This window comes from Bradyrhizobium sp. CIAT3101 (genome assembly GCF_029714945.1).
GTDB lineage: Bacteria > Pseudomonadota > Alphaproteobacteria > Rhizobiales > Xanthobacteraceae > Bradyrhizobium.
Genome location: NZ_CP121634.1, coordinates 6,591,512 through 6,605,192 on the forward strand (window position 1 = coordinate 6,591,512; position 13,681 = coordinate 6,605,192).

Annotated in this window: 11 protein-coding genes; 1 reads left to right on the forward strand and 10 read right to left on the reverse strand. The window is 64.9% G+C overall.

The window, feature by feature from the left end; all coding sequences use genetic code 11:
• Positions 1–12 precede the first annotated feature (12 nt).
• Positions 13–1,440 carry a TAXI family TRAP transporter solute-binding subunit gene (locus tag QA645_RS31020; RefSeq protein ID WP_283045109.1) on the forward strand — a complete coding sequence of 476 codons (1,428 nt, stop codon included), beginning with the start codon at positions 13–15 and terminating at the stop codon, positions 1,438–1,440.
• Here the strand turns inward: QA645_RS31020 and QA645_RS31025 are convergent.
• From QA645_RS31025 to ntrB, 10 genes are all read right to left on the reverse strand, one after another.
• Entirely contained in the window at positions 1,418–2,497 is a 1,080-nt protein-coding gene (locus QA645_RS31025; protein ID WP_283045110.1) for a zinc-binding dehydrogenase, read from the reverse strand. The two genes, QA645_RS31020 and QA645_RS31025, sit on opposite strands and share 23 nt — an antisense overlap.
• A 61-nt stretch (positions 2,498–2,558) precedes the next feature.
• Complete coding sequence (locus tag QA645_RS31030) at positions 2,559–3,497, reverse strand: DMT family transporter (protein ID WP_254196183.1); 939 nt, start codon at positions 3,495–3,497, stop codon at positions 2,559–2,561.
• 188 nt (positions 3,498–3,685) lie between these two features.
• The gene (locus QA645_RS31035; RefSeq protein ID WP_283045111.1) at positions 3,686–4,525 is read right to left on the reverse strand and encodes an aldo/keto reductase; all 840 of its coding nucleotides are present in this window, start codon (positions 4,523–4,525) and stop codon (positions 3,686–3,688) included.
• An 18-nt stretch (positions 4,526–4,543) separates the two neighbouring features.
• Positions 4,544–5,440: an SMP-30/gluconolactonase/LRE family protein gene (locus QA645_RS31040; RefSeq protein WP_283053428.1), complete on the reverse strand. Its 897-nt coding sequence runs from the start codon at positions 5,438–5,440 to the stop codon at positions 4,544–4,546.
• Between the two features lie 262 nt (positions 5,441–5,702).
• Positions 5,703–8,408, reverse strand: coding sequence for a nitrate reductase (locus QA645_RS31045; RefSeq protein WP_283045112.1), 2,706 nt, complete (start codon positions 8,406–8,408; stop codon positions 5,703–5,705).
• 15 nt (positions 8,409–8,423) lie between these two features.
• Positions 8,424–9,641, reverse strand: coding sequence for an FAD-dependent oxidoreductase (locus QA645_RS31050; protein WP_283045113.1), 1,218 nt, complete (start codon positions 9,639–9,641; stop codon positions 8,424–8,426).
• A 10-nt stretch (positions 9,642–9,651) separates the two neighbouring features.
• Positions 9,652–10,080, reverse strand: coding sequence for a globin family protein (locus tag QA645_RS31055; protein WP_254129911.1), 429 nt, complete (start codon positions 10,078–10,080; stop codon positions 9,652–9,654).
• Positions 10,081–10,202: 122 nt separating this feature from the next.
• Positions 10,203–11,594 carry an MFS transporter gene (locus QA645_RS31060; RefSeq protein ID WP_283045114.1) on the reverse strand — a complete coding sequence of 464 codons (1,392 nt, stop codon included), beginning with the start codon at positions 11,592–11,594 and terminating at the stop codon, positions 10,203–10,205.
• A 335-nt stretch (positions 11,595–11,929) separates the two neighbouring features.
• Complete coding sequence (locus QA645_RS31065; RefSeq protein WP_283045115.1) at positions 11,930–12,724, reverse strand: ABC transporter ATP-binding protein; 795 nt, start codon at positions 12,722–12,724, stop codon at positions 11,930–11,932.
• Between the two features lie 13 nt (positions 12,725–12,737).
• Complete coding sequence (gene ntrB, locus QA645_RS31070) at positions 12,738–13,634, reverse strand: nitrate ABC transporter permease (protein WP_283045116.1); 897 nt, start codon at positions 13,632–13,634, stop codon at positions 12,738–12,740.
• Positions 13,635–13,681 lie beyond the last annotated feature (47 nt).

Sequence of the window (13,681 nt, forward strand, 5' to 3'; positions counted from 1 at the left end):
GAGGAAAGCGAGATGCCCGTGCCGAGCGATCTGAGCGTAACGAGGGGCGTTCCCTCCCGCCGCCGCAATCGCCTCGGCCCGTGGCTCGCGGTGGCGAGCCTGCTGTCGCTTCTGACGGTCGCGCTCGCACTTGCCTATTGGCTCTGGCAGCCGGCGACGCTGCGCATCGCGGTCGGCCCGGCCGGGAGCGATGACCAGACGCTTGTGCTGGCCATCGCCAAGGCGATCGAGGCAAAGAGTAGCGCGGTGCGGCTGACGCCGATCGAAACCGACGGCACGCTGCAAAGCCTCAATCTGCTCGGCTCCGGCAAGGCCGACCTCGCCGTCGCACGCGGCGATCTCACCATGCCGCCCGATGCCAATTCGGTCGCGATCCTGCGCCGGAACTTTGTGGTGATGTGGGCGCCGACGGGACGCAAGGGCGTGCCCAGGTCGAAGGTCACGGATATTGCCTCGCTCAGCGGTCGCCGCATCGGCATCGTCGGCCTCGGTGATGCCAATCCCAATCTGCTGCGCGTCATCCTCGGCGAATCCGGCGTCAACCCGCAAAAGGTGACGATCGCCCAGTTCGGCACCGACCGCATCTCCGAGATGACCCAGGACACCGCGCTCGACGCCTTCATGATGGTCGGCGCGCTCGACGACAAGGTCATCGCCGAGACGATTGCCGCCACCACGCGCCTGCGCGGCGAGCCGAAATTCCTGTCCGTCGATGTCTCCGAGGCCATCGCCGAGCGGCATCCGCTCTACGAGTCCGAGGAGATCCCGGCGGGCGCATTCGCCGCCTCACCGCAGCGGCCCGACGACAAGATCGAGACCATTGCCGTCAACCATCTGATCGTGGCGCCGAGCACGCTGTCCGACGACACGGTCGGCGCCTTTACCCGCGACCTGTTCGCGGTCAAGCCGTCGCTGGTCAAGGAGCTCCCCGGCGCGAGCCACATCCAGAAGCCCGACACCGACAAGGACGCCGCGCTGCCTGCGCATGCGGGAGCCGCCGCCTATATCGACGGCAACGAGCGCAGCTTCATGGACAAGTACAGCGACTATATCTGGGGCGTGGTGCTGCTGCTCTCCGGCCTTGGCTCGGTCGCCGCTTGGCTGCGGCATTATCTGCGGCGCGAGGAGCGCAGCGAGAACGCGCTGCACCGCGATCGCCTGCTCACCGCGATCTCCAGCGTGCGCGAGGCGACCTCGCTCGACGATCTCGCCGCCATGCAGAGCGCCGCCGACGACATCCTGCGCGAAACGCTGGTCTGTCACGAAGACGGCGCCATCGAAGACGGCGATCTCGCCGCCTTCGGCCTCGTGCTGGCGCAATTCCATCAGGCGATCGTCGACCGCCGGGCCGTGATCGCCCAGATCGGCTATGCCGACGCCGCGCAAAAATCCGACGGCGCCGTGCTTCAGCCCTTCCCTATTTCCACGGCTGCACGATGATCTTGGTGTGCGCCTCCGGATTGGCGAGATCGGCGAACGCCTTTGCAACGCCATCGATGCCGACCTCCGCCGTCACCATGGCAGCCGCGTCCACCTGCCCTTCCGCGATCAGGCGCAGCGATGCCGAAAACTCATCCGGCGTGTAGCCCAGCACGTACTGGACGTTGAGCTCCTTCATGATGCCGAGCATGGGCTCGCTCTTGTCGCTCTCCATGCAGACACCGACGACGACGATCTTGGCATCGCGCGGCGCGCCTTCGAACACCTGCTGCAGCACGCCGGGCACGCCCACGCATTCGAAGATCACCGCAGGCTTCAGCGCCGGCAGCATGGCCTGGAGCGGCGGCCGCGCCGCCTTCTCCGCCTCCGACATCTGCGCGTGCTCGGCCCAGGTCGCATAGGGCTGCGACACCTTGGGATCGACGACGATATCGGCGCCGAGTTTTGCGGCGAGCGCGCGCCGCGCCGGCGAATAGTCGGCAGCCACGATCGGATGCAGGCCCTTGATCCTCAGCGCGGCGATCACGGCGAGCCCGACCGGGCCGCAGCCGATGACGAGCGGCACCTCGCCGCCGCGGATGTTGGCCTTTTCGACCGCGTGAACGCCGACCGCGAGCGGCTCGGTCAGCGCGGCATGTTCGGGCGCAAGGCCGTTCGGCACCTCCAGCAGCAGCGGCTCGCTGAGCAGCATCTGCTCCGCATAGCCGCCGACAAAGTCGTTGGAATAGCCGATGCCCTTGATGCCCTCCGGCGTCAGCAATGCGGGCAGCGAGCACACATGCGTGCCCGGCTTGAGTTTTCGCGCGGTGCCGGGGCCGTAGTCCAGGATCTCGCAGCAGAACTCGTGGCCGAAGACGACGTCGCGCGACAGATCCATCGGCGGTCGTCCGGTCTTCTTCGCCATCTCCACCATCCGCGGCGCGTGCTGGCGGGCATGCAGGTCGGAGCCGCAGATGCCGCAGGCGAGTGTCTTGACCAGCACCTGGCCCGGGCCGGGCTTCGGCTCGGCTATCCGGTCGACGACAATCTCACCGTTCCTGAAGATCGCAGCGCGCATCCGGCTCCTCCCATGCTTGTTGGAGCCGTTGATAGCACGGTTCAGGGCGCGCAGACTTGCGTCAGGGGTTCGGAGAACGCGCGGCCTGCACCAGCAGCTGGGCGCGGCGGATACGCTCGCGATGGGCAATGTAGAGGCCGCTGGCGACGATGAAGGCCGCGCCGGTGATGGTCCAGACGTCTGGCAGCTCGCCGAACAGGAAGAAGCCCAGAATGCTGACCCAGAGCAGCTGCGTGTAGGAGAACGGCGCCAGCACCGAGGCATCGCCGTAGCGATAGGCGAGCACGATGATCCACTGGCCGACGGTGGAGGCGACACCGATCACGATGCCGAGACCGATTGCGGTCCAGCTCGGCGTGACCCAGACGAACGGCACCATCACGGTGAGGATCGCAACGCCGGTGAGAGCCGAGTACGCCATCGTGGTGAGCACGGCTTCGCGGCCGCTCATCAGGCGCGTCAGGATCAGCGCGGCGGCCCAGCAGAACGCCGAGACGATCGGGAAGAATGCGGCGACGTGGAACGCGTTCGAGCCCGGCCGCAGGATGATCATCACGCCCACGAGGCCGATCCCGGTCGCGATCCAGCGGCGCATGCCGACTTTCTCGCTGAGGAAGATGATCGACAGCGCGGTGACGAACAGCGGCGAGACGAAGCCGGTCGCAGAGGCTTCCGCGATGGGGAGGAAGCGCAAACCGGTGATGAAGAACAGCGAGGAGCCGAGCAGCGCGACGCCGCGCATCAATTGCAATCCGAGACGTTCGGTGCGCATCGCATGCAGCGGCGAGCCCGGCAGCATCACCGGCGTGAACATCAGCGCAAAGGTGAGGAAGCGGATCCAGGTGATCTCGATCGACGGCAGGCTGGTCGAGAGATATTTCGCGGTGACGTCGGAACAGCCGAGAAACACCGTCGACAGCAGCACCAGCGCGATACCCTTGAAAGGATGATCGACCCGCGCAGGCGCGCGGCGCGTCTGCTTCTTCTCCGGCACGGGCATAGGAATACTGTCGAGCCTTGCGGCTGCGGCGGGCGGCGGTGTCACGGCTGGAACCTGGGAAAAATGCGAATCGAGTGCAGCCCTAAAAAACGACAAATACGCCGCTTTCACAACTTCCGAAAACAGGATGCCGATATGCGCTCACGTCCGCGCGCGTCAATACTCCATTAATAATAGGCCTTTGTGCACTACAGCATGGGCAGGCCGCGCGGCTTCGGACCGCGCGGAAACGCCGCATCCAGTGCTGAAATCTCCTCTTTCGTCAGCACGAGATTACCGGCGGCCGCATTTTCGCCGGCATGTTCCGCGGACGACGCCTTCGGGATCGCGAACACCGTAGTCGCACGGGTGAGGAAGCTCAGCGCGACCTGACGTGGCGTTGCACGACGCGCCTCCGCAATGCGCCCGAGCACCGCGCCGCCCTTGCTGCGCTCATCGGGAAAATCATCGTGACCGAACGGTGAATAAGCGACAACGGCAACGCCGTGCTTCTCACACCAGGGGATGACCGCGTGCTCGATCGCACGTTCCTTCAGATGATAGAGCACCTGATTGCAAGCGATCTTGCCTTCGCCGGAGACATCGAGGATTTCGTCGAGATCGTCGGCATCAAAGTTCGAGACACCCCAGGATTTGATCTTGCCTGATGCCACCAATTCCTCGAACGCGGCGACGGTGTCCTCGAGGTCATACGAGCCGCGCCAGTGCAGCAGATAGCAATCGAGACGATCCGTCTTCAACCGCTTCAGCGAGCGCTCGCAGGCGGTGATGGTGCCACGGCGCGAGGCATTGCTCGGCAGCACTTTTGACACGAGGAACACCTCGTCGCGCCGGCCGGCGATCGCGTCCGCAATGACCAGTTCGGCATCGCCATACATCTCGGCGGTGTCGATATGTGTCATGCCGAGATCGAGCCCGCGCTGCAGCGCCCCGACCGCGCGTTTGCGATCGCCATGGTCGAGATACCACGTGCCTTGCCCGATCACGGAGACGTTGGCGCCGGTCTTGCCGAAGGGTTTTGTGTTCATGGCTGTTCCCTCAGATGCTTAGAGGCCACCGATGTCAGCGACCAACACGCTGCCGGTCGCCGACTCCGTGATATAGAGCCGATCCTTGCTCGCGCCACCGATGGCGACATTGGTGCAATTCGGCCCGGCGCACGACTTGATCCGCGCGATCAGTTCGCCATTCGGCGCGAACACGAAGACATGGCCAAGCGAGGCATGACCGACGAACAGGCAGCCGCTCGCATCCATGGTCATGCCATCGGGGCCCGACGTGCCGAACAGCGAGCAGAAGCGGCCGACCTTCGACACGCTGCCATCCTTCATGAACGGCAGCCGCCACACCGCATTGTCGCGCGTCATCGCGACGAACAGCACGGTCTCGGTCGGATCAAGCACCAGTCCATTCGGGCTGATGCCGGTGTCGATCAGGCAATCGAGCCGGCCGCTCGGCGCCAGCCTGTAGACGCGGCCGCTTGGGTCATGCAGGCCGGTCTGACCCTGGTCAGTGAAATAGATGTCGCCGTTGGAGGCGAGATGCAGATCGTTGCAGCCGCGGAACGATTCCGAATTGCGCGCGGTCAGGATGGGCTTGATGCGCCCCGCGCCGGCGTCGAGCTCCATGATGCCGTGCATGTAGTCGGCCACCAGGATGCGACCGTCAGCGCCGATCTTCAGCCCGTTCGGCCAGCCCTCATACTCGATCACGAGCGACCACGTCCCATCCGGCGCAATGCGGAAGATGCGACCGAACGGGATGTCGACGATGTAGAGATTGCCGTCCTTGTCGAACGAGGGCCCTTCGATAAAACTGTCCGTCGGCACGCCCGGCCGGTTGGCATCGGCCCAATCCGTCCGCACGCCCTTGCGGCGGAAATTGTCGGGCATCGCGGAAAAGATTGTGGTTTCGATCAGGCGCGGCGGCGTTTCCAGGTACATCATGGTTTTTATGATTGTTGAGGGGAGCGCGCGGCAACATAGGCCACAATCGCGGGCGCGTCGATTGGGGAGGTGCGTGGTCGCGTCCACACCACTCTCTTGTCCCGGACGCGCCGCAGCGTGAAACGCTGCTGCGCAGAGCCGGGACCCAGAAAGGCCAAACACTCAGCTGTTAGATGGGCCCCGGCTCTGCTGCGCATCACTTCGTGCTGCGCAGCGTCCGGGGCACGAGACCGTCTTATCTGTCTTGAGAAGTGGAGCCCTACCCGGCCGCGCCCGCGAGCTTGGCTTGCTTCGCCGGCGCCACCTCGGTCGTCGCAATGAGCCGCTTCAGCTCGGGGATGCAGGAACCGCAATTGGTACCGGCCTTGAGCTTGGCGCCGATCTCGGCGGCCGTGCGTGCGCCTGCCGCGATGGTGTCGCAGATGGTGCCACGGCCGACGCCGAAGCAGGCGCAGACGATCGGGCCGGTTGCAGCAGCGCCTTCGCTGGACTTGCCTGACAGCAGCATGCGGCGCTGATCATCGGTGACGCGATCGGCCGCGAACACGCTCTTCACCACCTCCCAATCGCCGGCATCGTGCGCGGGGCCGACGAACAGACAGGTCTCGATGCGATCACCCGTGAACGAGGCCGCGCGATAGACGCCACCGCTGAAATCGCGGTAGTCGGCGACGTCCTCGCCGGCGAGCCCGTCGAGCCAGGCCGGCCAGCGCGCGAGGTCCGCATTGTCGGCGAAGAGATAGCCGAAGCCGCCGGCAACAGTCGCGCGAGTCCACAGCAGGTTAGGCGGCAGATCCAGCTGCTTTCGCGACAGCGCGAAACCGCGGAAGACGTACTCATACGGGGCGATCGCGGCCGGCGTCGCCTTCGACTCCGGCTGCCCGGAGAACGGATCCGTGAACGGCGCGACCAGCGCACCGACGCGGCCGTGCGAGGCATTCATGGCGCTCCAGTGGATCGGCGCGAACAGCGCACCGCGCTGCTGCCGCTCGCTGACGATGGCCTTCAGAATGCACTGGCCGTAATCGGTGGTGATACGGGCATAGCCGTCATGGACGATGCCGTATTTATTGGCGTCGTCGGGATGAATCTCGACGAACGGCTCGGGCAGATGCGCGCCGAGCCGCTTGCTCAGGCCCGTGCGCGTCATGGTGTGCCACTGGTCGCGGATGCGTCCGGTATTGAGCCGCAGCGGACGCGACGGTCCGGTCTCGCTGCGGAGCGCCGGCACTTCCGGCGCGACGAAGCGGCCCTTGCCGTCATTGGTGAAGAAACCGCCTCGCGCGAAGAAACGCTCGCCCGACGCCTCGCCCTCGCGCGCCGGCCATTGCACGGGCTTCAGGGCGTCGAAATCCTCGTCGGACAGCGACGTCAGCGCGCCGATGTCGAAATCGCGGCTGCCGTCGTTCTCGAAGGCGGACAGCGCGGCATGCTCGCGAAAGACCTCGGCTGCGGATTTGTAGTTGAAGCTGTCGCCGAAACCGAGGCGTTTGGCGGTTTCGCTGAGGATCCACCAATCGGGCCGCGCCTCGCCGGGTGCAGGGAGGAACGAACGCTGGCGCGAGATGCGGCGTTCGGAATTGGTCACCGTGCCCGACTTCTCGCCCCAGGCCAGCGCCGGCAGCAGCACATGCGGGCCCGCATCGACCGTGTCGTTGGAGAGCACGTTTTCGGACACGACGAACAGCTCGAGCTTCTTCAGCGCCTCGCGCACGAAGTCGGCATCGGGCAGCGACACGGCGGGGTTGGTTCCCATCACCCAGAGCGCCTTGACCTCGCCGCGGTTGATCGCCTCGAACAGCTGCACCGCCTTCAGCCCCTCATGGGTGGCGATGCGCGGCGCCTTCCAGAACCGCCTGACGCGGTCGATGTCGGGCGGCGTGAAGTTCATGTGCGCGGCGAGCTGGTTGGCGAGGCCGCCGACCTCGCGGCCGCCCATCGCGTTGGGCTGGCCGGTGAGCGAGAACGGCGAGGCACCGAGCTTGCCGATACGGCCCGTCGCGAGATGGCAGTTCAGGATCGCGTTGACCTTGTCGGTGCCCTGCGCCGACTGGTTCACGCCCTGCGAATAGAGCGTAACGACCCGCTCGGTATCACCGAACATCTTGAAGAAGGCGGCGACGTCCTGCTCGGAGAGACCGGTCGCCAGTGCAGTCGCGGTGACGCTGCCGGCGATGTTGCGCGCGCGCGCCAGCGCATCATCAAAGCCCGACGTGTTCTGAGCGATATACGCCTGATCCAGTGCGCCGCTGTCGGCGAGATGGACGAACAGGCCCGAGAACAACGCGGTATCGGTGCCGGGCTTGAGTCCGAGGAACAGATCGACGTCGCTCGCGGTGTCCGTGCGGCGCGGATCGATCACGATCATCCGCGCGCCGCGCTCCTGGCGATTTTTCAGCATGCGCTGAAACAGCACCGGATGGCACCAGGCCGCATTCGAGCCGACGAAGACGAGCAGATCGGCCTGGTCGAGATCCTCGTAGCAGCCCGGCACGGTGTCGGCGCCGAAGGCGCGGCGGTGGCCGGCGACCGAGGACGACATACAGAGCCGCGAATTGGTATCGACGTTCGCCGTGCCGACAAAGCCCTTCATCAGCTTGTTGGCGACGTAATAATCCTCAGTGAGGAGCTGACCCGAGAGATAGAACGCGACCGCATCGGCGCCGTCGCGCGCAACGATGTGCTGCATGCGATGGGCGACGTGATCGAGCGCATCGCTCCAGGCAACGCGCTCCAGCACGCCCTTGCAGCGGATCATCGGATAGAGCAAACGACTTTCAAGCCCGACCGTCTCGCCGAGCGCAGAACCCTTCGAGCAGAGCCGGCCGAAATTTGCGGGATGATCGGGATCACCCGCAATCGCCGCGCCACCCGCGCCATCGGGCGTTGCGAGCACGCCGCAGCCAACGCCGCAATAAGGGCACGTCGTCTTGGTGGCGCGGAGATTCGGGTCGATCGCCGTCATATCAAGCTGCCTCCATCACGCCGCTTTGGAAGGAAGCGCGAGCGCGCGGCCGAACATCATGTCCGCGCGGATTCCGGCGATCTTCTCGCGGGTGCGGATCAGCTCGAGATACCAAAGCGCATCGGCTGTATCGCCGATCAGCACGGCACCGGTGAGGTATCCGTCAGCGATCACGAGCTTCTTGTAGGTGCCGCGCCGGCGGTCGGTCAGCACGAGGCTCTCGCTGCCCTCGCCGCCCATGAAGTCGCCGGCGGAGAAAACGCTGACGCCGGAGACTTTCAGATTGGTCGAGACCACGCTGCCCTGATAGGAGGCCGGGCGGCCGCCGAGATGCCGCGCCAGCACACGGGCCTGCTCGTAGGCCGGCTCGACCAGGCCGTAACAGGTGCCGCGATGCTCGGCGCATTCGCCGAGCGCGTAGATGTCGGGCGATGCGGTCTGCATTTCGTCATTGACGACGATGCCGCGATTGACGGCGATGCCGGCCCCCTTGGCCAGCGCGATGTTCGGCCTGATCCCGGCGGCGAAGATCACGGCATCGGCCTCGATGCGGCTGCCGTCGGCAAGCTCGACGGCTTCGACGTGGCGCTCGCCATGGATGCGTGCGGTCGAGGCATTGAGCAGGATGCGGATGCCCTTGCGCTCGACCAGCGTCTTGAGCAGATCGGCGGCCGGCCCATCGAGCTGGCGCTCCATCAGCCGGTCCATCAGATGCAGCAGCGTCACGGGCGCGCCGGCCTTGGCAAGGCCGTAGGCTGCCTCAAGCCCGAGCAGGCCGCCGCCGACCACGACGACGCGCTTTTTGGCGGCCGCCAGCGTCAACAGAAGGTCGACATCGCGGGTGTCGCGAAACGTGTGCACGCCGGCGAGATCGGCGCCCGGCACGTTGAGCCGCAGCGGCGTCGATCCGGTGGCGAGCACGAGCTTTGAATATTCCATGCTCTCTTCGCCGGCGATCTTCAGCTCGCGGCGGCCGGTGTCGATCTCGGTGACACGATAGCCGTAGCGCACGGTGACGCCGCGATGGCGCCACCAGTCTGCCGGACGGAGCTCGATCTCGTGCGAGCCGGTCTCGCCGGCCAGCACCGAGGAGAGCAAGACGCGATTGTAAGCGAGCCGCGGCTCTTCGCCGATCACAGCGACCGCATAGCGGCCGAGCGCGGTCTTGGCGAGCTCGTCGACCAGACGAGCTGCCGCCATACCGTTTCCGACGATGACGAGCGGTTCACTCACAAGGCATCTCCTATTCGGCGGCCTGCGCCTGCGGGCCGTAGGCTTCGGAAATCATGTAGCCGGACAGCACGCCATAGGCGTCGGTCCAGGCGGTGGCGAGTTCGGGCGTCCAGGCCTCGCCGAGCCCCTTCTCCAGGGTCCACAGCAGGGTCGCGCCGACCACGGGATAGTGCTCGGCCTTGGCGCCGTAGGCGACGTGACGCTTGGCGAGCGCGGAGGCCGCGGGAAGAATCGTCTCGAGGTTCGACAGGCCAGAGACGACAGCGGCGAGCATGCCCATCAGCTTCTTGCGCTGCTCGGTCATGTCCTCGGGAAACATCGCACGCACGGACGGCGCCACATCGAACAAGCGATCGTAGAACAGCACGGCGGCTGCTTCTGAAATCGGCGCGACCTTGGAAAAGCTTTGCTGCACGAGGGCGATCTGCTGGGGCGTCATGATGTTCTCCTGTCTGTTTCGGTCTGCCTTTGTCCGCGCCGTTGCGGAAAAAGTTCATGGGTCAAACGTCATCAGAGAGACCTCTCCCCGCGTACGGGGAGAAGCGTGTTTCATGCCAAATGTCAGACTCGCGCTTCCGCGAGGCTTGGCGCGCCTTCACCCTGCGGGCTGCGACGCAGATAGAACCACCAGGTCAGAGCGAGGCAGGAGGCGTAAAAGCCGAGATAGATCGCAAGCGCCAGCTGCGGCCCGCCGGTCAACGCGATCGACTTGCCGAAACCGCTCGGGATCAGATAGCCGCCGACCGCACCGATGGCGCCGATGAAGCCGACGGCCGCACCGCTCTCGATGCTCGCCGTCTTCAGTGCGCCCGCGCGCGCCGCATCGCCCTGCCCGCGCACCTTGAACAAATTCTGCTCGCGGAAGATCGACGGGATCATGCGGTAGGTCGAGCCGTTGCCGATGCCCGTCGTGACGAACAGGATCAGGAACATCGCCAGGAAGCCGGTGAAGTCCTTGTGCCCGACGAAATAGAGCACGCCGACGGTCGCAGCAGCCATCGCCATGAAATTCCAGAAGGTGAGGACCGAACCGCCGATCTTGTCGGCGAGCAGACCGCCGAGCGGTCGCGACAGCGAGCCGACGAGCGGCCCCAGGAACGCGATCGAGATCGTCACCGTCGGAAACTGCGTCTTGATCAGCAGCGGGAACGCAGCCGAGTAGCCGATGAAGGATCCGAACGTGCCGATATAGAGATACGCCATGATCCAGGTGTGCTTGCGCTTGACCACCGCGAGCTGGTTCCTGATCGACGACTTCGCCGTGGTGAGGTTGTTCATGAAGAACACCGCACCAAACACCGCGATCGCGATCGGCAGCACCCACATCAGGCCGGCGTTCTGCAGGAAGATGCCGTCGACGGGCGTCGCCTGGAACAGGTTGATGACGGCAAGCGTCATCAGGATCGGCGTCAAGAGCTGCACGCTGGAGACGCCGATATTGCCGCCGGCCGCGTTGAGGCCGAGCGCCCAGCCCTTCATCCGGTCGGGGAAGAAGAACGAGATATTGGTCATGCTGGAGGCGAAATTGCCGCCGCCGAGACCGGCGGTCGAGGCAACCAGCAGCATCAGCCAGAACGGCGTATCGGGCTGGCTCACAAAATAGGCGAGCGACAGCGTCGGGATGAACAGCACGGCTGCGCTGAAGATGGTCCAGTTCCGGCCGCCGAAGGTCGTGACGGCGAAGGTATAGGGGAAGCGCATCAATGCGCCGATCAGCCCTGGCACCGCGATGAGCTGAAACAGCTCGTCGGTGGAGTAGTGGAAGCCCGCCTGCGGCAGCTTGGTGGTGACGATGCTCCAGATCAGCCAGACCGAAAAGCCGATGTGTTCGGCAACAATCGACCAGATCAGGTTACGCCGGGCAACGGCTTTGCCGCCCGCATTCCAGAACGCCTCATCTTCGGGGCGCCAGTCAGAAATCCAGGTCTGACTAAGAGTCGGATCCTTCGTCATTGCAAATCCCTTCTAGGCTCACCGCTGCGTCGTTGCAGGCTTTGCCCCCGCATGGAGGCGCGCGCCGAGGCCAAGCCCCGGTGGCGAGTTCACGATGCTGATTGATGATGTTGAGGGACGTCGTCGTTGGCGTCGAACAAGGTAATTCAACTTCCGTGCCAACTCGCCACGATCGGGAAATACAGGGAATTCAGCAGCTTATTCGAATTGCCCGAAATTTTTGCAGGGCTATTTCGCACGCAAATTTTGCGATTCGCTCAATCCCTGTGCGGCGCACAAGGATTGAGCTTCGTGATTCAAAATTAGGCGCAGCGTTGTCACGCGTTAACGATGCGTTACGCCGCCTCGACGAAGCGATGGCGCTCGTAGAGGAATTCGAGCACGCGCTGACGGCACTTCAGATACGTCGCGTTGGTCGCGAGTTCGAGCCGCTTGCGCGGGCGCGCGAGCGGCACCTCCAGCACCTCGCCGATGCGCGCGCTCGGCCCGTTCGTCATCATCACGATGCGGTCGGAGAGCAGCACGGCCTCGTCGACGTCGTGGGTGATCATCAGGATTGTGTTGCCGAGCTTCTGATGCAGCGCCATCACGGAATCCTGAAGATGGGCGCGCGTCAACGCGTCGAGTGCGCCGAACGGCTCGTCGAGCAGCAGCACCTTCGGCTCCATCGCCAATGCGCGGGCAATGCCGACCCGCTGCTTCATGCCGCCCGAGATTTCGGACGGCCGCTTGTCCCTGGCATGGGCCATCTGCACGAGGTTGAGATTGTGCATGACCCAGGCGTCGCGTTCAGCCTTCGTCTTGGCCCTGACAAAGACCTTGTCGACCCCGAGCCTGACGTTCTCGTAGACCGTGAGCCACGGCAGCAGGCTGTGGTTCTGGAACACCACGGCGCGATCGGGTCCCGGTGAATTCACCTCGCGGTTCTCCAGCAGCACGCCGCCGGTGGTCGCGGTGGTCAATCCTGCGATGATGTTGAGCAGGGTCGACTTGCCGCAGCCGGAATGGCCGATGATCGAGACGTATTGGCCCTTCTCGATCGTCAGGTTGATGTCCTTCAGCACCTCCGTGGTGGCGGCGCCGCGGGTAAAGATCTTGTCGATGTGGTCGAGCTTCAGATAGGCGGTCATGTGCCCCCTCCTCTCAATTCTGCGCCGTGCCGCGGGTGACGATCTTGCCGAGGCCCGCGATCAGGCGGTCGAGCACGAAGCCGACGATGCCGACATAGAACAGCGCCAGAATGATCTCGCTGATGTGCGAGGAGTTCCAGGCGTCCCAGATGAAGAAGCCGATGCCGACGCCGCCGATCAGCATTTCGGCCGCGATGATGGCAAGCCACGACAGGCCGATGCCGATGCGAAGCCCCGTGAAGATGTAGGGGGCAGCGGCCGGGATCATGATCTTGGCGAAGAACTCGAGCGGATTGAGCTGCACCACCGCGGCGACGTTGCGATAGTCCTGCGGGATGTTGCGGACGCCGACCGCAGTGTTGATGATGATCGGCCAGATCGAGGTGATGAAGATGACGAAGATCGCCGAGGGCTGGCCATCGCGAAACGCGGCGAGCGACAGCGGCAGCCAGGCCAGCGGCGGGATGGTCCGCAGCACCTGGAACAGCGGATCGAGCCCGCGCATCGCCCAGACCGACTGCCCCACCAGCACGCCGAGCGCGATGCCGGCAATCGCCGAGAGCGAGTAGCCGAGCGCGACGCGCTGGAGACTGGCGGAGAGGTGCCAGAACAGTCCCTTGTCGATGCCGCCATGGTCGAAGAACGGATCGAAGATCAGCTCCTTGGTGTCCTTGAACACTTTTGAGGGCGGCGGCAGCGCGGAGCCGGCGCGGCGGCAGATCAGCTCCCATACCAACGTCAGCAGCGCGATCACGACTAGCGGCGGGATGACGCGCACCGCGGTCTCCCGCGCCATCCGTGCGTAGGTTTCAGCATGCGGGGGACGCTTGGGCGTCATCGCAACGACCGGCGCGGCGATCAACGCGGGCGCCGCAGTCTCGACCTCAATCTTCGTGGCAGGCATGTTCATCGAAATCCCTCTCCGGCTTCAAAGGATGCGGCCGCCCGGAGGCGGCC

What these genes read in the sequence shown, in the direction of transcription:
- QA645_RS31020 (WP_283045109.1), top strand. Translation starts at nt 13, where the DNA reads ATGCCCGTGCCGAGCGATCTGAGCGTAACGAGGGGCGTTCCCTCCCGC.
- QA645_RS31025 (WP_283045110.1), bottom strand. Translation starts at nt 2,497, where the DNA reads ATGCGCGCTGCGATCTTCAGGAACGGTGAGATTGTCGTCGACCGGATA.
- QA645_RS31030 (WP_254196183.1), bottom strand. Translation starts at nt 3,497, where the DNA reads ATGCCCGTGCCGGAGAAGAAGCAGACGCGCCGCGCGCCTGCGCGGGTC.
- QA645_RS31035 (WP_283045111.1), bottom strand. Translation starts at nt 4,525, where the DNA reads ATGAACACAAAACCCTTCGGCAAGACCGGCGCCAACGTCTCCGTGATC.
- QA645_RS31040 (WP_283053428.1), bottom strand. Translation starts at nt 5,440, where the DNA reads ATGTACCTGGAAACGCCGCCGCGCCTGATCGAAACCACAATCTTTTCC.
- QA645_RS31045 (WP_283045112.1), bottom strand. Translation starts at nt 8,408, where the DNA reads ATGACGGCGATCGACCCGAATCTCCGCGCCACCAAGACGACGTGCCCT.
- QA645_RS31055 (WP_254129911.1), bottom strand. Translation starts at nt 10,080, where the DNA reads ATGACGCCCCAGCAGATCGCCCTCGTGCAGCAAAGCTTTTCCAAGGTC.
- QA645_RS31060 (WP_283045114.1), bottom strand. Translation starts at nt 11,594, where the DNA reads ATGACGAAGGATCCGACTCTTAGTCAGACCTGGATTTCTGACTGGCGC.
- QA645_RS31065 (WP_283045115.1), bottom strand. Translation starts at nt 12,724, where the DNA reads ATGACCGCCTATCTGAAGCTCGACCACATCGACAAGATCTTTACCCGC.
- ntrB (WP_283045116.1), bottom strand. Translation starts at nt 13,634, where the DNA reads ATGAACATGCCTGCCACGAAGATTGAGGTCGAGACTGCGGCGCCCGCG.